This is a genomic window from Mesorhizobium sp. WSM4817 (assembly GCF_055811135.1).
Map to the genome: position 1 here is coordinate 1 of NZ_JBVVQQ010000017.1, position 25,281 is coordinate 25,281.

General features: G+C 63.2%; 22 protein-coding genes and 1 pseudogene. 14 read left to right on the plus strand and 9 right to left on the minus strand.

The features are described 5' to 3' along the window. Positions 1-81: 81 nt before the first annotated feature. The 4 genes from AC0L2K_RS21950 (at position 82) to hmuQ (ending at position 4,144) form a co-directional block, all read left to right on the plus strand. Entirely contained in the window at positions 82-2,244 is a 2,163-nt protein-coding gene (locus AC0L2K_RS21950; RefSeq protein WP_473532305.1) for a TonB-dependent hemoglobin/transferrin/lactoferrin family receptor, read from the plus strand. 5 nt (positions 2,245-2,249) lie between these two features. Next, positions 2,250-2,693, plus strand: a complete 444-nt coding sequence (locus AC0L2K_RS21955) for a hypothetical protein (RefSeq protein ID WP_287213083.1) — start codon at positions 2,250-2,252, stop codon at positions 2,691-2,693. A gap of 234 nt (positions 2,694-2,927) precedes the next feature. Then, positions 2,928-3,761, plus strand: coding sequence for an energy transducer TonB family protein (locus AC0L2K_RS21960; RefSeq protein WP_473532306.1), 834 nt, complete (start codon positions 2,928-2,930; stop codon positions 3,759-3,761). Between the two features lie 68 nt (positions 3,762-3,829). Further along, positions 3,830-4,144 carry a heme-degrading protein HmuQ gene (gene hmuQ / locus AC0L2K_RS21965; protein WP_128176755.1) on the plus strand — a complete coding sequence of 105 codons (315 nt, stop codon included), beginning with the start codon at positions 3,830-3,832 and terminating at the stop codon, positions 4,142-4,144. A 290-nt stretch (positions 4,145-4,434) separates the two neighbouring features. On the opposite strand, the gene putA is transcribed toward hmuQ, so the two are convergent. Beyond that, positions 4,435-8,046 carry a bifunctional proline dehydrogenase/L-glutamate gamma-semialdehyde dehydrogenase PutA gene (putA, locus tag AC0L2K_RS21970; protein WP_287235370.1) on the minus strand — a complete coding sequence of 1,204 codons (3,612 nt, stop codon included), beginning with the start codon at positions 8,044-8,046 and terminating at the stop codon, positions 4,435-4,437. Between the two features lie 162 nt (positions 8,047-8,208). Between putA and AC0L2K_RS21975 the strand changes: the two genes are divergently transcribed. Next, on the plus strand, positions 8,209-8,661 hold the full coding sequence (locus tag AC0L2K_RS21975) for an Lrp/AsnC family transcriptional regulator (RefSeq protein ID WP_023803583.1): 453 nt from the start codon (positions 8,209-8,211) through the stop codon (positions 8,659-8,661). 218 nt (positions 8,662-8,879) lie between these two features. Here the strand turns inward: AC0L2K_RS21975 and AC0L2K_RS21980 are convergent, their stop codons facing one another. Together AC0L2K_RS21980 and AC0L2K_RS21985 are read right to left on the minus strand one after the other, a co-directional pair. Then, positions 8,880-10,082: a cytochrome-c peroxidase gene (locus AC0L2K_RS21980; protein WP_473532307.1), complete on the minus strand. Its 1,203-nt coding sequence runs from the start codon at positions 10,080-10,082 to the stop codon at positions 8,880-8,882. 13 nt (positions 10,083-10,095) lie between these two features. Next, positions 10,096-10,545: a FixH family protein gene (locus tag AC0L2K_RS21985; RefSeq protein WP_023803581.1), complete on the minus strand. Its 450-nt coding sequence runs from the start codon at positions 10,543-10,545 to the stop codon at positions 10,096-10,098. Positions 10,546-10,755: 210 nt separating this feature from the next. Between AC0L2K_RS21985 and AC0L2K_RS21990 the strand changes: the two genes are divergently transcribed. Beyond that, positions 10,756-11,676, plus strand: coding sequence for a sugar kinase (locus AC0L2K_RS21990; protein WP_128166785.1), 921 nt, complete (start codon positions 10,756-10,758; stop codon positions 11,674-11,676). Between the two features lie 39 nt (positions 11,677-11,715). On the opposite strand, the gene AC0L2K_RS21995 is transcribed toward AC0L2K_RS21990, so the two are convergent. Next, entirely contained in the window at positions 11,716-12,750 is a 1,035-nt protein-coding gene (locus AC0L2K_RS21995) for a class I SAM-dependent methyltransferase (protein ID WP_473532308.1), read from the minus strand. Between the two features lie 286 nt (positions 12,751-13,036). Here AC0L2K_RS21995 and AC0L2K_RS22000 point away from each other — a divergent pair, with 286 nt between their 5' ends. After that, on the plus strand, positions 13,037-15,058 hold the full coding sequence (locus AC0L2K_RS22000; RefSeq protein WP_473532364.1) for a putative bifunctional diguanylate cyclase/phosphodiesterase: 2,022 nt from the start codon (positions 13,037-13,039) through the stop codon (positions 15,056-15,058). A gap of 72 nt (positions 15,059-15,130) precedes the next feature. On the opposite strand, the pseudogene AC0L2K_RS22005 reads toward AC0L2K_RS22000, so the two are convergent. Together AC0L2K_RS22005 and AC0L2K_RS22010 are read right to left on the minus strand one after the other, a co-directional pair. Then, positions 15,131-15,287, minus strand: a pseudogene (locus AC0L2K_RS22005) (DUF899 domain-containing protein); the annotation flags it as partial. Positions 15,288-15,618: 331 nt separating this feature from the next. Further along, positions 15,619-15,921: a hypothetical protein gene (locus tag AC0L2K_RS22010; RefSeq protein WP_473478245.1), complete on the minus strand. Its 303-nt coding sequence runs from the start codon at positions 15,919-15,921 to the stop codon at positions 15,619-15,621. Positions 15,922-16,664: 743 nt separating this feature from the next. Between AC0L2K_RS22010 and AC0L2K_RS22015 the strand changes: the two genes are divergently transcribed. The 7 genes from AC0L2K_RS22015 (at position 16,665) to AC0L2K_RS22045 (ending at position 20,836) form a co-directional block, all read left to right on the plus strand. Then, positions 16,665-17,000 carry a hypothetical protein gene (locus tag AC0L2K_RS22015; RefSeq protein ID WP_128166789.1) on the plus strand — a complete coding sequence of 112 codons (336 nt, stop codon included), beginning with the start codon at positions 16,665-16,667 and terminating at the stop codon, positions 16,998-17,000. 90 nt (positions 17,001-17,090) lie between these two features. Then, positions 17,091-18,572 carry a multicopper oxidase family protein gene (locus AC0L2K_RS22020; RefSeq protein WP_473532309.1) on the plus strand — a complete coding sequence of 494 codons (1,482 nt, stop codon included), beginning with the start codon at positions 17,091-17,093 and terminating at the stop codon, positions 18,570-18,572. Between the two features lie 26 nt (positions 18,573-18,598). Then, positions 18,599-19,039 carry a DUF411 domain-containing protein gene (locus tag AC0L2K_RS22025; protein WP_473532310.1) on the plus strand — a complete coding sequence of 147 codons (441 nt, stop codon included), beginning with the start codon at positions 18,599-18,601 and terminating at the stop codon, positions 19,037-19,039. A gap of 35 nt (positions 19,040-19,074) precedes the next feature. Continuing rightward, positions 19,075-19,209, plus strand: a complete 135-nt coding sequence (locus tag AC0L2K_RS22030; protein WP_473532311.1) for a hypothetical protein — start codon at positions 19,075-19,077, stop codon at positions 19,207-19,209. Next, on the plus strand, positions 19,206-19,655 hold the full coding sequence (locus AC0L2K_RS22035) for a c-type cytochrome (RefSeq protein ID WP_473532312.1): 450 nt from the start codon (positions 19,206-19,208) through the stop codon (positions 19,653-19,655). The genes AC0L2K_RS22030 and AC0L2K_RS22035 overlap by 4 nt, the downstream gene beginning before the upstream one ends. Then, positions 19,652-20,197: a TlpA family protein disulfide reductase gene (locus tag AC0L2K_RS22040; RefSeq protein ID WP_473521645.1), complete on the plus strand. Its 546-nt coding sequence runs from the start codon at positions 19,652-19,654 to the stop codon at positions 20,195-20,197. Before AC0L2K_RS22035 ends, AC0L2K_RS22040 begins: the two co-directional genes overlap by 4 nt. A gap of 219 nt (positions 20,198-20,416) precedes the next feature. Next, positions 20,417-20,836: an SCO family protein gene (locus tag AC0L2K_RS22045; RefSeq protein ID WP_473532365.1), complete on the plus strand. Its 420-nt coding sequence runs from the start codon at positions 20,417-20,419 to the stop codon at positions 20,834-20,836. Between the two features lie 163 nt (positions 20,837-20,999). On the opposite strand, the gene AC0L2K_RS22050 is transcribed toward AC0L2K_RS22045, so the two are convergent. The 3 genes from AC0L2K_RS22050 to AC0L2K_RS22060 form a co-directional block, all read right to left on the minus strand. Beyond that, the gene (locus tag AC0L2K_RS22050) at positions 21,000-21,788 is read right to left on the minus strand and encodes a DUF899 domain-containing protein (RefSeq protein ID WP_473532313.1); all 789 of its coding nucleotides are present in this window, start codon (positions 21,786-21,788) and stop codon (positions 21,000-21,002) included. A 411-nt stretch (positions 21,789-22,199) separates the two neighbouring features. Then, positions 22,200-24,179 carry a D-apionate lactonase family protein gene (locus AC0L2K_RS22055; RefSeq protein WP_473532314.1) on the minus strand — a complete coding sequence of 660 codons (1,980 nt, stop codon included), beginning with the start codon at positions 24,177-24,179 and terminating at the stop codon, positions 22,200-22,202. Then, positions 24,176-25,270, minus strand: coding sequence for an ABC transporter ATP-binding protein (locus AC0L2K_RS22060; protein ID WP_091598167.1), 1,095 nt, complete (start codon positions 25,268-25,270; stop codon positions 24,176-24,178). Before AC0L2K_RS22060 ends, AC0L2K_RS22055 begins: the two co-directional genes overlap by 4 nt. Between the last annotated feature and the right edge of the window lie 11 nt (positions 25,271-25,281).

Here is a 25,281-nt window from a genome sequence, read left to right on the forward strand (position 1 = left end):
GGCATGGGGTTGGGGAATTGGGGACGGCTGGGTCTGGCGAATAGCAACCCAGATCCGGGGCATCGATCAATGGCAACGGGCATGGCAGCATTGCTGGCGGGTGCTGCGGCGATCGCGCTGCTCACCCCGTCGGCCCATGCTCAGTCGGCCAATGCCCAACAGGCCGCCCAAACTGCAACGGATCAGCAGCAGGCCGAACAGGCGCAGACGCCTGAACAGGCTGTGACGGCTGCGGCAGGCGCAACGCTGCTCGACCAGATCCTGGTCGTCAGCCGCACCGGCGAGACGGCGATCGATTCCCTGGCTTCGGTCAGCCATGTCGATCAGGAGCAATTGCAACGCCGCATGGCGACGACGCCCAACGACATGCTGTTGGGTGTGCCGGGTGTAGCGGTCCAGGCCGACGCGAGGCGCGTCAGCTCCAGCATCAACATCCGTGGCTTGCAGGATTTCGGCCGCGTCGCGGTGATCGTCGACGGTGCGCGGCAGAATTTCCAGCGCTCCGACCACGGCCCGCAATCGACCTTCTATATCGATCCGGAACTCATCAAGTCCGTCGACGTCATTCGCGGCCCGGTCGCCAACACCTACGGCTCGGGCGCCATTGGCGGCGTTGTCCTGTTCGAGACCAAGGACGCGGACGACTATCTTCGCGACGGCGAGACATGGGCGGCGTCTGCGACCGGACGCTATGAGAGCAACGGCGAAGGCTGGACGACCAGCGCTGCCGGCGCCTACCGTTTCAACGAAAATTGGGATGTCCTCGGCAACATCGTCTATCGCGACTACGACGACTACAAGGATGGCGGCGGCGATACGGTCAACGGCACCGGCTTCGACGTTTTGAGCGGCCTGCTGAAGACAACCATCCGCCCCAGCGAAAACAGCGAACTGAAGCTGGGCTGGAATGGCACGAGCGACGGCTGGAACGAGGTCAGCGGCGGCACTCCGGTGAATGACGTCGACCTGGAGGCGAATACCTTCACGGCGCGCTACAACATCACCGATGAGGACAAGAGCTGGCTCGATCTCCACGTCAACGCGTCCTACAACAAGACCAACATGGAAATGACGAGCCTGGTCCCGCAAAACCGGTTTGATCCAGTCACCGGTCTTCCCATCGTCCTGCCGGCGGGCTCGATGTCGACCTTCGATGTCGGCACTTCGGGCATCGACATCTGGAACACCTCGCGGTTCGAGACCGCCGGCATTGCGCACGAACTGACCTATGGCGGCGACTGGGTTGGCGACGATGTCGAGACGGGTGGCGCCGCAGGCGGCGCCAGTTTCTATACCCCTTCGGGCAAGCGAAACGTTTCCGGCGCCTACATCCAGGACAAGCTCACCTGGGACTGGCTCGAAATCATCGCCGGGCTGCGTTACGACAACTACAAGCTCGAAAGCGATGTCGGCGAAACCTCCGGCGACCGGCTGTCGCCGCGCCTCACCGTCGGCGTTTCGCCGTTCGAAACTGCCAGCCTTGCGGGACTGCAATTCTACGGCACCTATGCCGAGGGATATCGCTCTCCGTCGCTGTCGGAAACCCTCATCAGCGGCAACCATCCGGCAGGCGTCAGCTTTCCCTTCCTTCCCAATCCCGATCTGAAGCCTGAAACCGGCAAGACCGTCGAATTCGGTGTCAACTACAAGCAGGGCGACATCCTCGAAGCCGGCGACGCGTTTCGTTTCAAGGCCGCCTACTTCAACAACGACGTCGAAGACTACATAGCAGATGTAACGCTATCGGCATTCGACCCGACCAGCGGCTGCCCGTTCGGCCCCGGCATCCCGATCTGCGTCCAATACCAGAACTTTGCAGAAGCCAGGATCCGCGGCTTTGAAATGGAAGCCGTCTATGACGCCGGTTGGGGTTTCGCCGGGCTTTCCGCGTCGATCATCGATGGCCACACCATCTCCTACGACGGCGAGCGGGCAGACCTCGTCACCGTCCCCTCTTCGCAGGTCACCGGGCAACTCGGCTTCCGATTTCTGGAGGACAAGCTGACCGTCGGCGGCGAGGTGCAGTATAATGGCAAGCCGAAGGGCAACTCGGTGGCCAAGGACTACACGCTGGTCAACGCCTTCGTCAGCTACCAGGCGACCGACAATCTCAAGGTCGACTTCCGCGCCGACAATTTGTTCGACGTCAAATACACCAACCCGTTGAATGCACCAGCCACTGTTGTAGTTTACGAGCCTGGCGTCACGCTCAAGCTGGCGGCGACAATGCGATTTGGAGGCTGACGACAATGACAAGCTTGACGGCATCGCTTCGCCTGCTGACCTCGGTGCTGGCCATGCCGCTTGCGATGGGTCCGGCGTGGGCGCAACAGTCTGCGCCGGCCCCTGCTCTCACGCTTGAACTCAATGGCGCGCAACCCTCCGACAAGGGCTGCCGTCTGACCTTCGTGGTCAACAACACGCTCGGCGCCGATCTCTCGAAAGCGGCGTTCGAGATCGCGCTGTTCAACGAGGCCGGCGTCGTCGACCGGCTGACCGTGCTCGACTTCAAGGACCTGCCGGCGGGCAAGACCAAGGTGACGCGTTTTGACCTTGCCGGCGCCGACTGCGCCAAGGTCAGCCGCGTGCTGATCAACAGCTCGACCGAATGCGCTGGCACCGGCATCCAGCCGGACGCTTGCATGCGTGGCCTGAAGACCGAGACCAAGACCGGCATCGCCTTCGGGGTCTGAGAGGCAGACCGCGCTGGCCGGCCTGTTGCCGCCAGGGCAAATGATGTTGATTTGACAAGTCCGCGCCGGTTGCGGCAGGTCTCGCCGCGAGCCATGCAGAACATCAGTCCCCTCCCCGACGCCGATGGCGAACTGGCGATTGTGCCGACCGGATCGCTTGCGCCGGCCCGACCGTCAGCCTTGAGCCGCAATTGGACGGCGGCGATCGTCGCCTCCTGCCTGTTTCATGCGGCGGTGGCGGCCGCTTTTCTCATCGCACCTGCAGGCACGTTTGATGCCGGGGACGCAATCGAGGTGGAAGGCGCCGATCGAACCGGCGCCGACGTGGTCGGCAGCGCCTTGGATAGTCAGGGTGCGTTGAACGTCACCCTGGTGCCCGACCCGCGGCGAGCCAAGCCCGAGGTCAAGCCCAAGCCGCCTGCCGACCGGCCCACCGGGGACCGGCCCATTAGGGAAATGGCCGCGCAACCACCCCCGCCCTTGCCGCAGATTGTCGAGCAATCCACTGCCGCGCCAGACATGTTGATGGCCGACACTCCACGCCTGGACGAGCAGAACGTGGCTCCGAAGATCGAAACACCGGCAGAGCCGGCTGCTCCGGCCGAAAACACCGAGGCCCCTCCTGCCGATATCGGGCAGCCGCCGATCCCGACGCCAAGGCCGAGCGCTACACCAGGTCCTGTCGGAGCCGGCGAAACCAAGGAGGTCCGCGGCGCCGCGGATGGCGAGGAACGCGACGCGGTGGCTGCCAGCAAGGGCAAGGAGCAGGCAGCGGCAGGCAACGCGATCGAATCCGGCTACAGCGGTGAAGTCCAGAAGAAGCTTGCCCGCGCCAACCGTCATGTTTCGAAAGCGATACAGGCGAGCGCTCGCAACAATGCCAGGGTCGTTTTCGTTGTCATGGCCGACGGCAGCATCAGCGATATACAGCTTGCCGAAAGCTCAGGTTCTGCGGAGCTTGACCAATTCGCTTTAACACTGGTGCGCAAGCAGGCGCCGTTCCCTCCCATTCCAAGCGAAACCGGCAAGTCAAGTTGGGTGTTTAAAGCGCGGATCGGTCCATTTTAACAGCCTTCGCCTCATCGTTTCAGGCATTCCAACACAAATCATAAACTGCAGTCACGAAAGGACGGCCAATGTACATCGCCATGAATCGCTTCAAGGTCCAGAATGGCTCGGAAGCCGCTTTCGAGGACATCTGGAAAAACCGTGATTCCAGCCTGTCCGAAATGAAAGGTTTCAAGGAATTTCATCTGCTGCGTGGTCCGGTCAACGAGGCCGAAGGCTACACGCTGTTCGCTTCGCACACGGTGTGGGCGAGCCATGAGGATTTCGTCGCCTGGACCAAATCCGAGAACTTCCGCGCCGCGCACCGCAACGCCGGCTCCACCAAGGTGCACTATCTCGGCCATCCGCAGTTCGAGGGCTTTTCGGTCGTCGAGGGCGCGTGACATGGCCTCGCCCGCAGCCGACCCGGTGCGCTGATGAAATTCGGCTGCGTGCCCGAAGAACGTGAAGCTTCCGCGCCGTCAATCGCGTCAAGCCAATTGCCGATCTCGGCGCCGCCCCTCAACCCCCTGCCGGGACCTTCTCCCCGTGAATAACGGGGAGAAGGGGCTTGGACGCGACGCTGGCGCCCCCCTCTCCCCGTCCTTCACGGGGAGAGGGTAAGGGTGAGGGGCGGCGCCGACCTGAGGTGATTGCCACGATGCCTAAGAGCAACGAAAAGTATAGCGGAATCCTACGCCGCGGCCAGCAGGCTGGCATTGCCGCCGGCAGCCGTGGTGTCGACGCAGACGGCGCGCTCATGCGCGTAGGCGGCCGGATTGAGCACTTCGCTGACCAGCGGCACGATCGCGCCGGCGCGGTCGGCGATCACCTTCCGCACGATGCGAGCGGCCTCGGGCGTGCCGGAAAAGGCAACGACGTCGACACGCAGCGCGCGTGCCTCGACCGGGTCGGGCCGGCCGTCAATGGCCGCCAGCGGCAGGCCTTTGCCGGTCAGTGATGACAGTGCTGCCGGCGCACCCGGCGCGACGGCCAGCACCGCATTGCCGGCGGCGAGCGCCTGGATGGTCTGGGCAAGCAGCGTGTCGGCGTCCGGTCCGAGGCAGAGCACGCGGCCGCGCGGCGACAGCGACAGCGTGTTGGCCTCGCCGGTCGGCCCGGGCAAATCGACCTGGCCGAAATCGATGCTTGCGGCAGCACCGATGGCCGCGGCACCCTTGCCGCGCAAATGCTTCCTCAGCACCGCCACCCGGTCCGCCCGCGTCGACCAGCCGCCAAGCGTCGGGTCCGGCAGATTGTCGGCAAGTTCGGTCGCCGTCACCTTGCGGCCGTCAAGAACAGGCGTGCCCGCCTGCGGCCCCTTGCGGAACCGCCTGAGATAGTGCGGCCCGCCGGCCTTCGGTCCGGTGCCGGAAAGTCCTTCGCCGCCGAACGGCTGCGAGCCGACCACGGCGCCGATCTGGTTGCGGTTGACATAGATGTTGCCGGCATGAATGCCGTCGACGAAATGCTGGGCGCGGCCTTCGATGCGGGTGTGCAGGCCGAAGGTCAGGCCATAACCCTTGCGGTTGATCGCGGCGATGACCCCGTCGATATCGTCGGCGTCGAAGCTGGCGACATGCAGCACCGGCCCGAACACCTCGCGCTCGATGTCCTCGATGCCCTTGACCCGAAACACATGCGGCGCCACGAAGCGGCCCGGCTTCGGCGCTTCGAGCTTGGCGATCAGCCGGCCTTGCAGGCCCATGTCGGTGCAATAGTCGCGGATCGATTTTTGTGCCTCCTCGTCGATGACTGGCCCGACATCGGTCGAGATCCGCCAGGGATCGCCGAGGCTGAGCGCTTCCATCGCGCCTTTCAGCATGTCCAGCATCTTCTTCTCGACGTCCTTCTGCACGTAGAGCACGCGCAGCGCCGAGCAGCGCTGGCCGGCGCTCTGGAAAGCCGAGGCCAGGATGTCGCGCACCGCCTGCTCGGGCAGCGCAGTGGAATCGACGATCATCGCATTCAACCCGCCGGTCTCGGCGATCAGCATGGCGTCGGGCGCGGCAGTCTCGGCCAGCTGCTTTTCGATCAGCTTGGCGACGTCGGACGAGCCGGTGAAGCAGACGCCGGCAATGCGCGGATCGGCGGTCAGCGGGCCGCCGACCGAGGGGCCGTCGCCGGGCAGAAGCTGGATGACGTCTTCCGGCACGCCGGCTTCGCGCAGCAATTCGACCGCGCGGAAGGCAATCAGCGGCGTTTGCTCGGCCGGCTTGGCGATGACCGAATTGCCGGTGACGAGTGCTGCCGCAATCTGGCCGGTGAAGATGGCGAGCGGAAAATTCCATGGCGAGATGCACGCGATCACGCCGCGCGCCTCGGTTCCCGTTTCGGCATTGGCCGCCTCGGTCGCGTAATAGCGCAGGAAATCGACCGCCTCGCGCACCTCAGCGACGCCGTCGGCCAGGGATTTGCCGGCCTCGCGTGTGGCGAGCGCGAAGAATTCGATGGCGTTGGCCTCATAGAGGTCGGCCGCGCGGTTGAGGATGGCGGCGCGCTCGGCGACGGCGCGCTTCGCCCAGGCCGGTTGCGCCTCCATGGCGATGCGCATGGCGGTCGCAACCTGTTTGGCGGTAGCCTCGCTGACCGTGCCGACCACTTCCTCGGGCTTTGCCGGATTGACCACCGGACGCTGATTGCCGTAGCCGGCGGCACGGGTGATCGGCCTGGCGTGCCAGCGGTCCGGCCCGGCGAATTCAGTCCTGGCCTTGTCGATCGCGGCCAGCGTCACCGGATCGGTGATGTCGAACCCCTTCGAATTGCGGCGGGCAGCACCGAAGATCGCCGACGGGCTGGGAATCGCCGGATTGGCGGCCGGCCTCTGTTTCTCGACGGTTTCGAGCGGGTCGCGGGCAATATCCTCCGGCTCGACCTCCTCGTCGGTGAGTTGGTGGACGAAGGAGGAGTTGGCGCCGTTTTCGAGCAGCCGGCGGACCAGATAGGCAAGCAGGTCGGAATGCGCGCCGACCGGGGCATAGATGCGGCAGCGCGTGCCCTCGGCCCGCCGCACCGTCTCGTGCAGTGCCTCGCCCATGCCGTGCAGGCGCTGGAACTCGAAGGAGTCGCGATCGCCGGCCATCGACAGGACGGCGGCGACGGTGTGGGCGTTGTGGGTGGCGAATTGCGGATAGATGCGGTCGGTCATCGACAGCAGCTTTTTCGCGCAGGCCAGATAGGACACATCGGTGTTGGCCTTGCGGGTGAACACCGGATAGCCGTCGAGCCCGAGCGCCTGCGCCCGCTTGATCTCGGTGTCCCAATAAGCGCCCTTGACCAGCCGCACCATGATGGTGCGGTCGTGCTTCTTCGCCAGCGCATAGAGCCAGTCGATGACGAAGGCGGCGCGTGGACCGTAGGCCTGGACGACGACGCCAAAGCCGTTCCAGCCGGCAAGCTCCGGCTCGGCCAGCACCCGCTCGATGATTTCGAGCGACAGGTCGAGGCGGTCGGCCTCCTCGGCGTCGATGTTGAGGCCCATGCGCGAATGGCGCGCCGCCAGCGCCAGCGACAAAAGTCGCTCGGCCATCACAGGCAGCATCTTTTCCTTCTGCGTCGCCTCGTAGCGCGGATGCAGCGCCGACAGCTTGACCGAGATGCCGTGATTCTGGCGGATGTCGGGACCGTTGGCGCCGGCGTCGAGCGACGAGATGGCGTCGGCATAGGCCTTGAGATAGCGCAGTGCGTCGGCCTCGGTGCGAGCTGCTTCGCCCAGCATGTCGAAGGAATAGAGATAGCCTTTCTGGGTCATCGGCCGGCCGCGCTTGACGGCCTCGGCAATCGTGCGGCCGAGCACGAACTGCTCGCCCATTTCGCGCATGGCGGCGGCGACCGCCCTGCGGATGACCGGCTCGCCCAGCCGGCGCACCATGGCGCGCAGCGTGCCTTCGATGCCGTCCTCGCCTTCATCGAGCACCCGGCCGGTCAGCATCAGCGCCCAGGTCGACGCATTGACGAAGATCGAGCTCGAGCCGCCCGAATGCGCCGACCAGTCGTGCGGCGCGATCTTGTCGGCGATGAGGTCGTCCATCGTCTCGGTGTCCGGCACCCGCAGCAGCGCTTCGGCCAGGCACATCAGCGCGACGCCCTCCTTGGTGGACAGGCCGTAAGCGGACAAAAAGACTTCCATCAGCCGCGGATCGGACGAGCCGCGCACCGCCCGCACCAGATCGGCGGCGCGGGCCGAGATTGCCTTGCGCTCTTTCGTCGAAAGGCCCGTCGCCTCGGCCAACCGCTTCACGGCCTCGTCTTCGTCAGGCAAGTAATTGGCACGGATCTGCTGGCGGATGGCTTCGAGCGCTGGCATGACGGTCCTGTGGAGCGAGCATCAGTGAGCGGTCCGGCGGTCACCGGACCGAATGACGCAAGCTAGCACAAAGCGTGGTTTCGATCGGTCCAAAGAAATCGACAGGAGAGGTCGATTGATCTATCATTTGGGTGGATTTCCTCCAATCTGACCAGATATTTGATGACAGAAGACCAATTGGACCGCATCGACAGGAACATCCTTTCGGCGCTGGGCAGCGACGGCCGGCTTTCGATGTCGGAACTCGCGGCAAAGGTCGGCCTGTCGAAGACGCCGGTGCAGGCGCGGGTCAAGCGGCTGGAAAAGGACGGCATCATCCGAGGCTACCAGGCGATCGTCGACCGTGAGCGGATGGGCGAAGGCCATGTCGCCTTCGTCCAGGTGAAACTGTCGGACACCCGCTCGGCCGCGCTCGACGCCTTCAACCGCGCCGTGCAAGCGGTGCCGGAGATCGAGCAATGCCACATGATGGCGTCGAGCTTCGACTATCTGCTGAAGGTCCGCACCACCGACATCGCCGCCTACCGCCGCGTGCTTGGCGAGCGCATCTCCGCTCTGCCCCACGTCGCCCAGACCTCGACCTTCGTGGCGATGGAGACGGTCAAGGACCGGTAGTAAAGCGCTGATGCATTGACGTCGGCGGGACAGCGCCCCCTCTGTCCTGCCGGACATCTCCCCACTTGGGGGAGATCGGCGGCTTCGGCGACAGTGCCCCTTTTCTTGAATGTTGAAAATTGGCGAAAGCCGAGGGGCAGCCAATCTCCCCACTCGTGGGGGAGATGTCCGGCAGGACAGAGGGGGGCGCGAAGGATCGCTACCGAGCAGCTGGTCCCTCACTCCGCCAGCGTCTTCAAGAACGCCACCAGTGCCGCGCGCTCGCGGTCCGAAAGCTGCAGCGGGTGGATCTCGGATACACCCTCGACACTGGCAGGCGCCTTCGAATAATGCGCCACAACCTCCTCGAGCGAGGAAAACTGCCCGGCATGCATGTAGGGCGCACGGGTGGCGGCGCCGCGCAGCGACGGCGTCTTGTAGGCGCGGACGAGTTCCGGCCCGGCCTTGACCATGAAGCGCAGCTCGCCGCAGGCGCTGGCGCCACCATCGCGAAACGCGCCGAAACAGTTGAACGGATCGGCCTCGACTTGGCGTACCGCGTCTATGCGGCCGCGATCCGGCGGCAGGTTCGCCACCGACGGCACGCCGGTGTTGTGAAAACCGCCGTCCGTAAAACGCGGCCCGTTATGGCAGGTCACGCAATTGGCCCTGCCGATGAACAGCTTTAGCCCGAGGATTTCTTCGGGCGACAAGGCATCGCCGCCTTGCGGCGCCTGTATACGGGTATCCAAAGCGGCGGCGAACCGGTCGAAGCGCGTCTGCGGTGGCGCGATCGATCGCTCGAAGGCGGCGATCGCCTTGCCGATATTGGCGAAGACGCGGTTGACGTCCTCGGCTTGCGCATCGGACATGGCATTCCAGGCAGCCTTCTCGGCATCGCCGCCGAGCGGACTGGCATTGGCCGGCACATTTGAAAGGTCTGGCAGCGGCCCGAAGATGCGCTCGTAGCGCTCGCCGAATCGCGCCTTGATATAATGCGCGTAGGCGGCGCGGTTGCCGGCCTGCTCCAGCGGATTTTCCAGCGGCGCCAGCGCCTGCGCCCAGAGACTGTCGCGCCGCCCGTCCCAGAAGAACCATGCGTCATGTACAACGCCGGCCAGCGGCATGGTGCGCCGGTTGGTGCGGCCGACACCGACCGCTCGCGGCAGATCGTCCTGGAACTGCCGGTCGATCTTGTGGCAGGTCGAGCAGGAAACCTTGCCGTCGCCGCTCATCCCGGGGTCGAAAAACAGCGTCGCGCCGAGCGCGGCGGCAGCCGGCACGTCGGCGAAGCGGTTGGTGGTGTCGGTTTTCAGCGGCGGCAGGGCTGACAGCGCCAGCGAGGCGATGGTCTTCTTTTCGGCATCGGAAAACTCAGGCTTGCCGCAGCCGGCAAGCACAGCCATCGCCAGCAGCGCGAAAAGTCGCGGAAAGCGGTTCATCTTGCTCCAGCGCTCAGAGCAACACATTGAAGACCACCGTGTCGGATCCGGCCGCCGCGGAAATGGCGAAATGCAGTTGCCACAATCCGCTCATTGTGAATTTCACCCCGCCGATGCGATAGCGGCCATCGCCCAGATAATCGGTCGCATGCGGGCTGGTTGGCAGACCGTGCCTGTGCTGCGGCATGCCGCCGGATATCGAGATCGCAGCGCCCTCCACCGGGGTGCCCGCATTTGTCTTCAGGGTCAGCAGCCAGGATTGCAGCTCGCCTTGACGGACAACGCCCCGCTCCGGCTCGAAACTGGCTACGAACAGGCCGTTCGCCGTCTCTTTCGAACGGGCAATCTCGGAGCCGGCGAGCCGAGGCGCTTGCGGCGCGGTCACATAGACGGCGGCGAGAATGCCGGCCAGCAAGGCAGCCAGACCAACACCTGCCAGAACGTTGCGCCATAACGATGCCAAACCGTTTCCTCTTCCGGATATAACGCCCGCTGGGTAGATTTGCGTCCCGCCGCTTAGTTGAGAAAACGCCGCTGGCGCAAAAATCCTCTGCCGCCAAGCATGGCGCTGCCGCTCGCAAAAAGCTACAGCACCGGGTCTTTGGTTTGTGCATGTCGTGATCCCAAAACCGCCGCGCAGGCTGTGGGCGACATGCACCAGGAGAGAGAGTACATGGCAGGAAACGGCGTCGCTTCGATCGGTGAATGCATGCTCGAGCTTTCAGGCCAAGCCGGGCCGAACTGGCGCATGGGCTTTGCCGGCGACACGTTCAATACGCTGTGGGCGCTGCATGCGCTGAGCGGTGACCGGCCAGCGACCTATGTGTCGGCGTTCGGCGACGACCCGTTCTCGCGCGACCAGAGCGATTTCTTCGCGCAAAACGGCATCGGCATCGGCGCCAGCCCGATTATACCAGGCGCCCGGCCTGGCCTCTATGCAATCACGCTGACCGGCGCCGAACGCTCCTTCACCTACTGGCGCGGCGACGCAGCCGCGAGACAGCTTGCATCCGACGCGGCCGCTTTGGCGAAAAATCTTGAAAATCAGGCGCTTGTTTACTTTTCCGGAATCACTTTGGCAATTCTGGACGACGCCGCGCGCAAGACACTTTTGGCGGCGGTGGCCAAGGCGCGCGCCGCCGGAACGCTTGTCGCCTTCGATCCCAATTATCGGCCGCGGCTGTGGCGCCGGCGCGAGGAAGCACAGACCGCGATCCTCGATGCGCTGGCAGTCTCTGACATCGCGCTGCCGACCTTTCCCGACGAGCAGATGCTGTTCGGCGACGCAGCGCCGCAGAAAACCGCGGAAAGGCTGCGAAAGCTGGTCGGCGAAGTCGTTGTCAAGAACGGCGAGGAGCCGGCGCTGATCGCCGCAGACGGCACCCTGCAACCGGTTCCGGCCGTGCATGTCGCCGCCCCCGTCGATACGACCGGCGCCGGCGATTCCTTCAATGGCGCCTATCTCGCCGCCCGGCTTGCCGGCGATGCCCCAACCGAGGCCGTGTTGCGCGCGCATCGCGTCGCCGCCGCCGTCGTCCAGGTGCGTGGCGCGCTGGCGCCATTCGAGACGTTAAGGGCAGCGTTCGGGGATTAGAACCGACAACCGCCGACAAGCTCGCAGCCCAGGCGCTCGCTATCCGCGCTTTTCGATGACGCCGTACAGGACGTTGCGGTTCTCGCCAAAGAACACCTGCGCCTCGACGGTGTTTCGATCGACGCTGGCATTGATGATGTTCCACATATCGGCCTCCGACCGCAGCAGCAACACCCAGTTCATGAACGTCTCCCAATACCCGGCGTCAGGGTTGCCTTCTGCGTAGTTCGCAAACAGGAAGGTCCCGTTCGGCTTCAACATCTGCAGGCAGGTTTTCGTGAGCTTCACGGCGACGTTGTGCGCAAGGTAGTCGTAAAGGCCGGAGGCGTAGATGAAGTCGAACTTGCCAAGCTTGTGGCCCCGCGTGAGCACGGTTCGCACCGAGCCGTCGATGGCCTCTACCGCAGTGCCCTGGAAGTCGCGCGTGATCAATCCAACGCTCTGAGGGTCCTGATCGAGTGCAACCCAGCGCTTGAGACGGCCCTCCTGTAATACGGCCGAGCGATTGGCCTCCCTTAAATGGCCGGCCGCAATCGCCAGGACCTCGGTTTGCGGTCCATTCCTGGTCGCAATTTTATCGACATAGCGGGTCAGAAGATCACGCCGTTCCCGTGCCGCGATGGACGACGGCACATCCTTGGTATGCATGTAGAGCGCCTTGCCGATCTCCGAGGCGTTTGCCACGCTCTCCGCCACGTGCGGATCGCAATAGATGTAGTCGAGCAACTGCGCGTCGCCGGAATAACCTCTGGGCTTGTCATGGGACCACCGCGTGAGCGGATCCTCAAGAAAGTACTCCAGGACCGGGTGGTTCTGCACCACCGGTATCAATGCCTGCCAGACGTCGGGATGAACCTTGGAACGCGTCGCGCTGAGGTACGACGTCACACGACGAATGATCTCGGCGGGGTCCTTTCGTTGCTCGATTTGCTGGTGTGTGGTGTGGAGAATGAGCGCAAGCTCGACGCGAGCGGTTTCGAACGCTTCGCTATGAGGCTCGAGCTTTTTTTGAGGGAGACTGGCGGCGATCATCTCGGCAGTAATCAAACTTTTGCCATCGAGGATGGTTGCCACCGCAGAACTCCATAATCACATTTAACTAGATATCGTTACATATTGCGTAAAATTTTATCTTTGCCAAGACACATGTCAGGCATTTTAGCGGTGTCGTTAAATTCCCGCCAACCATGCTGGTTTTTTGGACGCCTTGCGGGTCGGATTCCAGATACGAGTTAACCCAAACCTATATGCGCGACTGCATATTGCTTGCGAGGCGCCGCAATTCGCTGTCGCGCCTGAGGAGTCGGCCGGCGTGGGGGTAGAAGCTAGAAATGAGTTCGGCATACAAAGCCCCGTTCAAATGGGGCTTAGGGTGACGAACGAATACGCGTCATCCGCATTGGCCGATATGGCCCATGCGGAACCGCTTGAGCGGCGCTACGAGCGACGGTCCGACGAACTCCGCAGCCTCTACTGGGAGGAAGGCCAGGCGAAGCGAAGGATGGACGCCAGGCCGGGGCTTTGGATCGCCGTCGCCATCTATCTCATGTTTTCGGCAACGGATCTGCTGCTGATTCCGGATGTGGCACTCTATACGATCACGGCGCGCTTCGCGGTCGGAGTGACTGCGCTGTTGACCCTGGAAGCACAACTTCGCCGGGGGGTCGGAACGGAATGGATTGACGTGACTTGCGCCGCAGCCATCATCTTTGGCTATGTTGGTTGGTTGTCCCCAGCGGTTATGGCCGCGGACAAGGAAAGCGTCTCTTATTATATGGTCTTCGGTACTATCTTCATGATGGGCGCCAATCTTTTCTTCACATTCAGGTTTAATCTATCCATCGTAACTTCTGCTATAATTTTGGGTGTACTATACACCGTGAACTATTTCGTACCTTCTACGCTAACATACAAAATAGTACTAGGAATTTTTTACATTTCGTGCTTCATATTCACGTCGTATGTAAACTGGAGGTTAAACGAGGAACGTTACAACGTCTTCCTGAACGCCTTGGAAGCTAAAATCCAGCACAAGGAGGCCACCGAGCGCGGACAGGCGCTCTTGAATCTGTCGAGAACCGATCCGCTTACCGGTCTGGAGAATCGGCGTGCGATCGACGAGAAGCTGCGCGACTACTGGAGCGACTGGCAAAGGCATGGCAGCGGTTTTGTGGCGATCCTCATCGACGTGGACTTCTTCAAAAGGTTCAACGACTACTACGGACATCAGGAAGGCGATCGCTGCCTGATACTTGTCGCCAATGCCCTTGCCGAAATGATCAAGCAGCACAATGGCTCAATCGGCCGCTACGGCGGGGAAGAATTCATTGTCCTGGCTCGCATGGAGAAAAGGGAACAGGTCGCAGGTCTTGCCGAAGCCATTCGAAGCACGGTGGAGAACCTCGCGCTTCCCCACCAGCAGCGCAGAGACGGCACCTCGGTGGTGACGGTGAGCGTCGGCGCTGCCTTCACCAGGGCGCAGACTGGCGCCAAGCTGGAGAAGATCGTCCACGAGGCCGATCGTGCGCTCTATCTGGCGAAAGCAGGCGGTCGCAATTGTACCTGGCTGTTCGATCCAAACGATCCCCAGAGCAGCGACGAGAGCGAGAACATTGCGGCTTTGCTGAAGATCGCGATCGGCCAGGATCTCGTTTCACTCGTCTACCAGCCGATCCAGAACGTGGCGTCTGGCCGGGTTGAAGCCGTCGAGGCTCTGATGCGCCTCAAAATGCTGGACGGTACATCGGTTCCGCCGAGCCTGTTCATTCCTGTTGCGGAACGAACCGGCGCGGTCCTGGAGCTCGGGCGCTGGGCCATAAGGACAGTGTGCACCGAGCTCTTGGCGGACGATCACGTCCGTGTCGTCAGCGTCAACGTCTCTCCAATTCAGCTCAAGACGCCCGGCTTCGCAGCTTCGGTTGCGACGATTTTGAGCGAGACCGGCGTCGCCGGCAGCAGGCTGGCCCTCGAAATCACCGAAGGGCTGGAGATGGAGATGCACTCCGACGTTCTGCGCTGCATCAGCGACCTGAAGCTGCTGGGGGTCAGGGTATGGCTTGACGACTTCGGGACGGGCTTCGCGGGCCTCTCATGGCTTCGTCTCATCGATTTCGATATGGTGAAGATCGACCGCTCGTTCCTGCATGACTGCGGCACCCCAAGGGGCAAGGCGATGCTGCAAGACATCATTGCCCTGGTGCGAAATCGCGGCCATAAAATCCTGGTCGAAGGGGTGGAAACCGACGAGCAGCTGGCCCTGATCCGCGAATTCGACATCGATAAGATCCAGGGCTTTCACGTCGGCCGACCTGCTCCCGCCGCCAATTTCCGCACGAAACCGGCCGCTTACAAACGCACATTGTCGATCGTCAAGTCCGCATGAGTAGCGGCGGCGCGACCTGAGCCTCTCAGGCCAACCGTCGCCGCCCGTCGATCGCACCCGAACAGGTCTGGCTCATTGCTTCGTGCTCGCCTCCCGGAACGCCGCCTCTCCGGCGTCCGACACCTCGGCCCACTTCTTGTCGGCTGCCGGATCCGCGGCGTAGCTGTCGTGCCAGTTCCACCATTTGGTAGGCCGGGGTCTGGGGATAGCCCTCGGGCGAGTCCTCCCAGGAGGCGATGGAGCCTGGCTTTCAGGCGGTCGTCGACTGCATGCTGGGGGCCGGCTTGACGCGGGGAGATCTGCTGTTCGCCCGCTGCGCCGCCGCCGCGAACTGGCCGAACAACTGGCGATCATCGCCATCGGTTCGCGCGGCGATACCAAGGAAATCAGAAAACAGATCAAGCAGCTGTCGAGGGACTAGGGTCAAAACTCAATCAGCCGGTGATCGACAATGACCGGGATGGAAGGCGGCCCGTCGTTGGACGTTCCCCACCACGACAGATACGCGCTCCGGCATCTCTTTAGGGCAGCCATAGCCGCACTTCCACCCATCGCTTACCTCATGCGGGCATCAAATCGATGACCCGCATGATCGCGACCGCAGTGCTCGTGTTCTGGGTGCCTTCTGTAGTAGCGCCTTTAGCGCAGGCCCAAACATCGCCCTTCTTGACTGTGAACTTTTCTTTATTGTGAACGACCGAAAGTTCTCCCTCAGTCATGTGGCAGAGCATGTCGTTCGTCATCATGTTGTCCGGCGTCTTCGCCCCGGGTTGGATAACAACGTCGCGTAGCATGACCGTTTTATAAGCTGGTATGACCGAAGCCCGCTCACCAAGCGCTACAACTCTGACACCGGGGCCGATCTCCTTGCCCTCATCGGGGCCGTAAGTCTGTGCGGCTGCTGGGGTCGCCTAAGCGATCAGTGGCGTCGCGGCTACTGTAAGACCGAGTGCAAATGTGGATCTACGATTGACGGCTTCCATTGCTTCCTCCCTATCAAAAGTTGGTCGGAAAGGTAGGCCAACAAGTCAAGGATGAGCCGTTGCGGCCCAAAGTCAACTGATCTTCCGTTGGGTTTTGAGCCTAGGGCCGGATGGATAACTGCCTGACGACACGAGGAACTCGGAGTGCGAATTGCTCTTGCCGTGACAGCGGTGCGTGACGCTAGTGAACCCGGCTTAACCCACTGCATCGTCGGCCGCTTCTTCATCTCCTTGGGCGCCTCGCCGGCATGCTGGAGGCCCTTCCACAGCCGCTTCCAACTCAGTGAAGGCGGCGCGGCTCCCGCAAAAGGAAACGCCGAGGTCGAGGCGCAGCTCGCAATTGCACGCTCCATGATCCGCGCCGGCCGGCCACTCTAGAATCATAACTAGCGGACTTCGCGTCTTAGGCTACTCGGAACAGCTTAATGCCGCCGCGGTCCAGAAGCCAGCGCAATGGCACCAAAGGCGGTTATAATCTCACGCCAGACCATTTCCGGAACCTAGTCAGACATTCCAAGGCAGCCTGCAACAAATCGCCTCGCGTCGGCATCCGTTTGCGGCGGTCATGGTTCACCTGCGACCGAATCTGGACACGGCGCAGAGCCAGGACTACTGTCTGCCCAATGAGCAGGTTCGTCCGCATCCTCGCAGTCGTCTTCCTCGCGGCCTTCGCCCTCGGCACGGCGGCGCATGCCGCGGCTTTGACGGACATGTCCCTGAAGATGTCGATGGCTGAGATGGACGGCGACATGCCCGACTGCCAGGACTGTCCCGGCGATGACGGCCAGACGTCGGCATGCGACCAGTTCTGCGTTACCTCGCTTGTCGCGATCTGCACGCCTGCCGCGGCCGAGCTGCCGCATTTCGCCGGTATCGTATCCTTGCCTCCCGGAGAACCGTCCGACGGCCGCACCGGTCCGCCTGAGCCCTATCCTCCCCGAACCACCTTCCTGAGCTGACACGGCCGCGGCATCCGCTCGCGACCGACCCGTCGACGCGCCCGGCTACGTCGGCGCGTCAAAAAAGCCTATTCCGGAATGGTTGATCCAATGCCCTATCCACGTGTGCCGGCGCTGACGCGTCGAATCTTCCTCGCATCGGCCGCGGCCGTTTCGGCGGGCGTGGTGCTTCCACCGCGATCCGACGCCGCAGGCCTTCGCGAGTTCCGGATCCGCGCCGGACCGGGACGCGCCCAGATCGCGCCAGAGCCGCATGGCGATACCCCCATCTGGTGCTATGACGGCAGCCTGCCCGGTCCGGAAATTCGCATCCGCCAGGGAGAACGCCTGCGGGTGGCGGTCGAGAACAAACTCAACGAAGAGACGACGGTGCACTGGCACGGTTTGCGAGTCCCGAACGCGATGGACGGCGTGCCGCACCTCACGCAGGCGCCGATCTGGCCCGGCGAGACCTTTGCCTACGAGTTCGATGCCGTCGACGCAGGCACCTTCTGGTACCATCCGCACCATCGCAGTTTCGAGCAGGTCGGCAGAGGCCTCTACGGCTCGCTGATCGTGGAGGAAGCCGATCCCATCCGGGTCGACCGCGAAGTCACATGGGTGCTGTCCGACTGGCGGCTGACCAAAACCGCCGAGATGCGGGAAGACTTCGGCAACCGCCATGACATGATGCACAACGGCCGGGTCGGAAACACGGTCACGATCAATGGCCGCGTGCCGGATGTCTTTCAGGTGCGAAAGGGAGAACGCATCCGGCTGCGGCTGATCAACGCCGCCAACGCCCGCATTTTCGGCCTCGACTTCGGGAACCATCAGCCTGCCGTCATTGCGCTGGACGGGCAGCCCGTCGAGCCGCATGCGTTGGAGGGCGGGCTCGTCGTGCTGGGGCCTGCGATGCGCGCCGACATCATCCTCGACATGACGGCTGACGCCGGAAGCCGGGTTTCCGTGATCGACCGCTTCTACGAGGGCCTCGAATACCGCCTGGTCGATCTCGCCTACGGCGATGAACCGCTCAGGGACGAGGCTCCGGACTGGCCCGTCGTCCTGCCGCCGAACCCGCTGCCGGAGCCGGACCTCGCGACGGCCGTCCGTCACAAGGTGACGTTCAACGGCGGCATGATGGGCGCCATGGTCATGCAGGAAATGGGCGGCAGCATGGGCGACACCGGCGAGGATTCCTCCGGCGCGATGGGCGGCATGATGGGCAACATGGGCGGCATGATGAACATGATGCATTCCGGCGGCATCTGGTTCATCAACGGCAACGCGGCGGAAGGGCACATCATGGATCCCATGCTGACGCTGGCTCGGGACAAGAGCCATGTGATCGCGATGACCAACGCGACAGCCTGGCATCACCCGATCCACCTGCACGGCCATTCCTTCCGGGTGATTTCCCGGAACGGCAAGTCGACCCGTCACCGCGAGTGGCAGGACACGGTGCTCATGTCTCCGCGCGAGCGGGTGGAGATCGCCCTCGTTGCCGACAATCCGGGCGACTGGATGCTCCATTGCCACATACTCGAACACCAGGCCGCCGGGATGATGGGCGTCTTCCGCGTCGCCTGACCAATCCCTCAAAAGGAGAACCGAAAATGCGTACTATCCTGAATGCCGTCGCCCTCGCTTCCTTCGTCTGGGCTGCCGTCCCGGCGCTCGCGGGCGAGAAGGACGTCACCCTCTACAAGAACCCGCAGTGCGGCTGCTGCGAAGGCTATGCCGAGTACCTGCGGGAGAACGGCTTCACCGTCACCAGCAAGGCCACCCACGACCTCGCCGAGATGAGCCGCGAGGCAGGCATCGCAGACGAATTCCAGGGCTGCCACCTGTCATTCGTGGATGGCTACGTCGTCAGCGGCCACGTTCCCGTCGGCACGGTCAAGAAGCTCCTGACCGAGCGTCCCGACATCAAGGGCGTGACGCTGCCCGGCATGCCCATGGGCTCGCCCGGCATGAGCGGCAACAAGGAAGCGCCGTTCGAGATGCTGGAGATCACCAAGTCCGGCAGCGTGGGCGGCGTATACGCGCGGGAATAGGCCTGCAACGAGACGCGGAAAAGGAGCCGACAACGATGGACGGCGGAATGATGGACGGCATGGGCGGCATGATGCTGGGCATGGGTGTGGGCTGGCTCCTGCTCGCAGTTGCGCTCGTTCTCGCGGTCGCGACCTTGGTGAAGTACCTGTTCTTCAGCGGCCGCAAATGAGCAGGCAGGCTGTTATCCTCGGCTTCGCGGCGCTCTTGGGAGTTGCCGCCCTCGCCTTGATCTGGTCGTTCGGAGCAAGCGAGGCCGCGGCAATTGCGCGGGGACGGCAGCTCTATTCCGCGAACTGCGCCTCCTGCCACGGGGCCAGCCTCGAAGGCCAGCCTGACTGGAAGAGGCAGCTTCCCTCGGGACGCATGCCCGCCCCGCCGCACGATCCGTCCGGGCACACCTGGCACCACCCGGACGGGGTGCTGTTCCGGATCACCAAAGAGGGTCCAGCCGCCGTGGTGGGCAACGGGTACGCTAGCGACATGCCGGGATTCGAGGACATTTTGAGCGACGAGGAGATCCGCGCCGTTCTCGCCTTCATCAAGAGCACATGGCCGGAGCGGGAGCGCGCCTACCAGTCGGAGATGAGCCGCCGCGAGCAGGAGAAGACGCAGTGAAGACGATCCTGTCGGCGCTGATACTTGCCGTCGTTGTGGCCGTGGGCAACGCGCACGCGCAGGAACCGACAGTGATGCCGCTGCACGAGGAGCCGCAGCCCTTGCCCGAGCTCATCCTCGCCGACGAGGCGGGAGAGCCGCAATCTCTCGAAGATTGGCGCGGCAAGATGGTGCTGCTCAACGTCTGGGCGACCTGGTGTGCGCCCTGCCGGGCCGAAATGCCCACGCTCAACCGCCTTCAGGGGCGGCTCGGCGGCGAGGGATTCGATGTCGTCGCCCTTTCGGTGGACCGAGCGGGAGCCGGCGCAGTCCGGAAGTTCTTCGACGAGATCGGGGTCAAACTCCCCGTCTTCATCGACCAGGACGGGACTGCGATCCGCGCGTTGGGACTGTTCGGCCTGCCAGCCACGCTTCTGATCGGCCCCGACGGAAACGAGCTCGCGCGACTCGCCGGACCCGCCGAATGGGACACCCCCGAGATGGTTTCCTTCTTCGAAGGGATCATCGTACGAGAACTCGACCAAACCGGAGAACGGAGATGAACAGAAAAACACTTCTCGCCGCGATGGCCGTCACGTCTGTCCTCGCGCTTCCCGCATTTGCCCATCATCCGGGCGCCGACCTCGACAGGCTTATGGGCAGCGAGAGAAGTATTTCCAGGCGATCGACGCTCCCGCAGCGCCGGGATTCGATCTGGCCGACGACGAGGCAATCCGGTCCGCCTCTCGGACTTCGCCGACAAGGTCGTTGTACTCAATTTCGTGTTCGCGAGTTGCACCGACGTCTGTCCGCTGCACTCCGACCTGATCGCCCGCGTCCAGGCGATGGTCAACGAAACGCCCATGAAGGACGTGGTGCAGTTCCTGACGGTGACGACAGACCCGAAGTCAGACACGCCCGAGGTCATGAAGGGATACGGCGAAGCGCACGGGCTCGACCCGCGCAACTGGACCTTCCTGACCACCCGCGAAGGGCAGGCGGAGGATGCGACGCGCAAGCTGTCCGAGCAATACAACGTCCGTTGCGATCCGCTCGAAGGCGGCCAGCAGATGCATGGCTTGGTGACGCACGTGATCGACCGCGGCGGGCGCTTCGCGGCCAAGTTCCACGGCCTCAGGTTCGATCCCGGTCATGTACGTCAATGGGCTGACGAACAGCGTGAATCGGCCGTGATCAATTGACTTGATCCAGCACTACCGCCGGACGCCCTCCGAGGTTGTCCGGTTGGGGAACAACACAGCAACAGCGCAGGGATCGCTCATGAGCCGCCGCGCCAGCGCCGCTGGGAACAGGATTCCTGCGTTCCGACGCCGCCGCCGTCGATCTCAGCGGATCAGGTCTGGCTCATTGCTTCGTGCTCGCCTCCCGGAACGCCGCCTCTCCGGCCTCCGACACCTCGGCCCACTTCTTGTCGGCTGCCGGATCCGCGGCGTAGCTGTCGTGCCAGTTCCACCATTTGTAGGCTGGGGTCTGGGGATAGCCTTCGGGCGAGTCCTCCCAGACCTCCTGCCGGCCCAGCGGCGTGATGTCGAGATAGTTCCAGGTGCCGCCCATCTGCTCGTCGCCGCGGTTGTTGATGAAGTAGGTGCGGAACACGCGGTCGCCGTCGTGGATGAACACGTTGTGGCCGTGCCACTCGTCGACACCGAAGTCGGCGTCGAAGCTGTCGGTGAGGGTGAACCATGGTATATCCCAGCCCATCCGCGCCTTCAACCGCGCAATATCCGCCTGCGGCGCACGCGAGACGAAGACGAGAGTGGTGTCACGGGCGTGCAGATGGGCGACGTGGGCGACCTGGTCGGCCACCATGGAGCAGCCGCGGCAGGCATGGTCGGGCCAGCCGAACACTCCCGGCTCGAAGAAGGCGCGGTAGACGATCAGCTGACGCCGACCGTCGAACAGGTCGAGCAGGCTCACCTTCCCGTCGGGCCCCTCGAACGCATAATTCTTCTCCACCGCCATCCACGGCATCCGCCGCCGCTCGGCGGCCAGCGCGTCACGGGCGCGGGTCTGGGCCTTTTCCTTCACGAGCAGCTGCGCGTGGGCCGCTTCCCACTCCTGCGGCGACACCACCGGTGGTGTGCGCATGGCAGTCTGTCCGCTTTTCCGTTCGCTCTCGGCTACTGAAGTCATGGCTTCCTCCTGATCTGGGCGCGCGCCTCGTCGCTGAAGCGCGGCTCATTCGCTGCTCATCGCTGGTTGTTGGGCCTAAAATAGTTTGGCACCGGAAAACGACCAGTGGGAGTAACAAGTGTGACGCTATTATCCCCTCGGCGCGTTGAACCGCGTGGCGTGGCGCGACGGTGCTCCCGCCGCATACCCCGGGGGCGCTGGCGCCATTCAAAAGTTTGAGGGCAGCGTTTCGAAGATTGGGCTCAAACTCAAATCAGACTGGCTGCCGCCAATGGCCGAGAACCTTGCTGCTTGAACTGGTCGGCGGGAACTAGCAAAGAGCGCCATAACGGGCATCCGACACTGAACGCAAGAGCGGACGTTGACTCTGTTCTCCGCTACATCAACCCCACCAATCTACCGTCCACCGGGCTATGTCGAAGACGAACGGTGGAGATCGACTCGCGCCACGGCGTAGGCGTCAAGAGAGATGAATTGGTCATCCAACCGTCTTCCGGGACTTTCCATGAAGTTCGGATCGGCTGCCGCCCGCTCGAACTGGTCGGCAGCAAGAAGAGCAATGCGGGCGCTGTTCGGCGTATCCGAAAGCTGCACTGATTGCTTTTTGGCAGTAAGATTCGAGAGCCACAGCGTCATGCGCCCGTCTTTTTCGGCCGCGATCGCCGCGATGCTGTCAGCTCCGGAAGTTGCCACGGACAGCAGGGTGGCCCCACTGAGTTTTGAGAGGCCTGCCATGACATGGAAAGCGGGATACACCATTCGGCCATCCTGTTCGTCAAACCACGGCTGCACGAAATCGGCCTTCCTGTAGACGTATCCGAACGGGCCGGTGAAGTCGCCGAATGCGACGGCCTCGATTCCCTCGCGCGCGCAGGCCGCGAAATAGCCGACTGTCCAAGCCGCATTGAACAGGCCGCGCTGCCGAGGATCGATGCGGCTCAGACAGACGCGACCGTTCGCATCATTCGGCGCAGTGGACTTGCCGTAGGGGTTCTCGCGGCAGCCTAGCTGACTGGGACCTATACGCAGGGGCAAGCGGTCGCCCATGAAAGCACGGGTAGAGCGGATCAGATGGGGGATAGCCTGAAGCGTCTCCATTACGGAGACATCATCTGCTGCGTGCACGTTTGGACAGGTGGTGAAGGTTGCGTAGTCGAGCGCTCCGGTTGGCGGACGCTTGCGGTTTAGCTCGGTGAAGTATGCGGCCATGCCGCCGCCCAGCGGCACCCCGGGGAAAGCCCGGCGGGCGGCGGCGTAGTTTTGCTCGAAGGTGGGCATCGCCGGCCACGGTGCTCCCGGCTGCACCGACTTCATGTCCTGCGCCGGAAAGACGGAGACAGCTTCTGGATTGAGGCGAAGGCTTTGGACAGCATCCGCGAGAGGCGCCAATTCGCCGAAAGGATCGAGCGTGCCCTTGGTGATGATCTCAAGTACGACGCCAGCGCCGGTCAACTGTGCCAGGGCGGTGTAACCTTCAAGTTCATCCTGGCCGTGCCCGAACCGGAGATCGACTTGGCAGACCACCCACTGCGGAGCCAATGGTCGAATGAGCTCGGCGACTTCAAACGCGTGCTTCGCCTCGTCGGCAGCGACGCCGATGCCAATGCGGGGCACTCGACCGATGGCTCTGCCAATCGTCAGGTTGATGGATGGATCGGGGTTTTTGGAAGACCCGGCAGGGAGCGTTCCCAACAGCTGAAGTCGGACGGCCTGCGTGAATTTCTCGCCTTTCGGCAATCTGTAGGGCCACGGGCGACGCAGGGGACGGACATAGGTTTTGTAGGAGGCGTCGGACCAATTGCGCTGATCCTCCATCTCAAAGGCGTCACCTTCCATGGTGCATGTGGCCCAGATTCCAGGCACGATCTCGTGCGAAAGCGCGCGAATGTCGGTGAACGGACACCTAGGATCGATGTAGTCCGGAAAAAGCGAGAGTTTTTCGCGACCGTCCTCGTGCAGCACCTTTACCGGCTTGCCGGCCAAACCCTCGATCGGATGCAGCACGACGAAGCCGGTTCTGTTGGTCAATACGTCAGTTTCGGGCTCTGCCTCCACCACAAACGACAGCGCACCGTCGCTCCCGCCTGCGATCCGCGCCTGGTAGACCAGCCGACCGCACGCACCGGCGCATGTTCCACGATAGGCGACGCTGAACGCATCCGGCTTTTCATCGATCTGAAGGTCATCGAGAACGGGCGTCTCGGTTCCCCAGTTCTCGTCCCGTACGAGAAATGAAATCCCGCGCAGAACCTCGACCCCGCCGATCCGCACATAGCGTATCGCCCCATTGTCAAACTCGACCGACAAGGGTCCCGCGCGCGGTGTCCGCAACTGCGGATCGACCTGTTCGGTCCCACACAAGCGGATTGCTCGAGGTGCTGCCGTGGTCAAATCGCTCTCTCGGTCTTGGCGTCGAAAATCGAGGCCCGGTTCATGTTGATGTCGATCGGCAGTCTCTCGCCGGGACGACTGACGTCGTGCGCCTGCAGTTCCGCCATCACCGGCGCGCCGGCCAGGCGGAAGGTCGCATAGCTGCGCGAGCCGGTCGGCTGCAGCAGGTCGATCGTTGCGTCGTAGCGAAACGTGCCCTGCGCAGGTGTCGCAGCATGCGCGCGCGTCAGATGTTCTGGCCGCAGTCCAAGCAGCACCGCCTGTCCGTCAATGGCGCCATTCAGGCTCCGGCCGGGGGCGACCGGAAGCAGCGCCTCGGAGAGCCGGATGGCGGCAGCGCTGCCGTCCAACTTCAGCGTGCCCGGCAGGAAGCTCATCCGCGGCGAACCGAGAAAGCCAGCGACGAAGGTCGAGGCGGGGCGCTCGAACAGCTCGAGCGGCGCGCCCTGCTGCTCGATCATTCCGTCGCGCATCAGCACGATGCGGTCAGCCAGAGTCATCGCTTCGATCTGGTCATGGGTGACGTAGATCATCGTTGTCGCAATGTCCTGGTGAAGGCGCTTGATCTCGCCGCGCATCTCGTCGCGAAGCTGCGCGTCGAGGTTGGACAGCGGCTCGTCGAACAGGAAAATGCGCGGGCTGCGGACAATGGCGCGGCCGATGGCGACCCGCTGGCGCTGCCCGCCGGACAATTGGCGCGGAAAGCGCCCGAGCAGCGGGGTGATGCCAAGCATGCGCGCCGCCTCGGCGACGCGCGTCTCCACCTCCGATTTCGGCATTTTTCGCGCCTTTAGGCCGAAGCCAATGTTTTTCGCCACGTTCATGTGGGGATAAAGCGCATAGTCCTGGAACACCATCGCCACGTCACGGTCGCGCGGTCGGAAATCGTTGACCACTTCGCCGCCGATCTCGATCGTGCCTTCCGAACTCTCCTCCAGCCCTGCAATGGTCCTCAGCAGCGTACTCTTGCCACAGCCGGACGGGCCGACCAGCACGGTGAACTCGCCGTCGCGAATGTCCAGGTCTATGCCGCGCACGGCATGGAAGGCGCCGTAGCGCTTGTGCAAGCCGGTGATCCTGACTTCGGCCATGCCGACCCTTT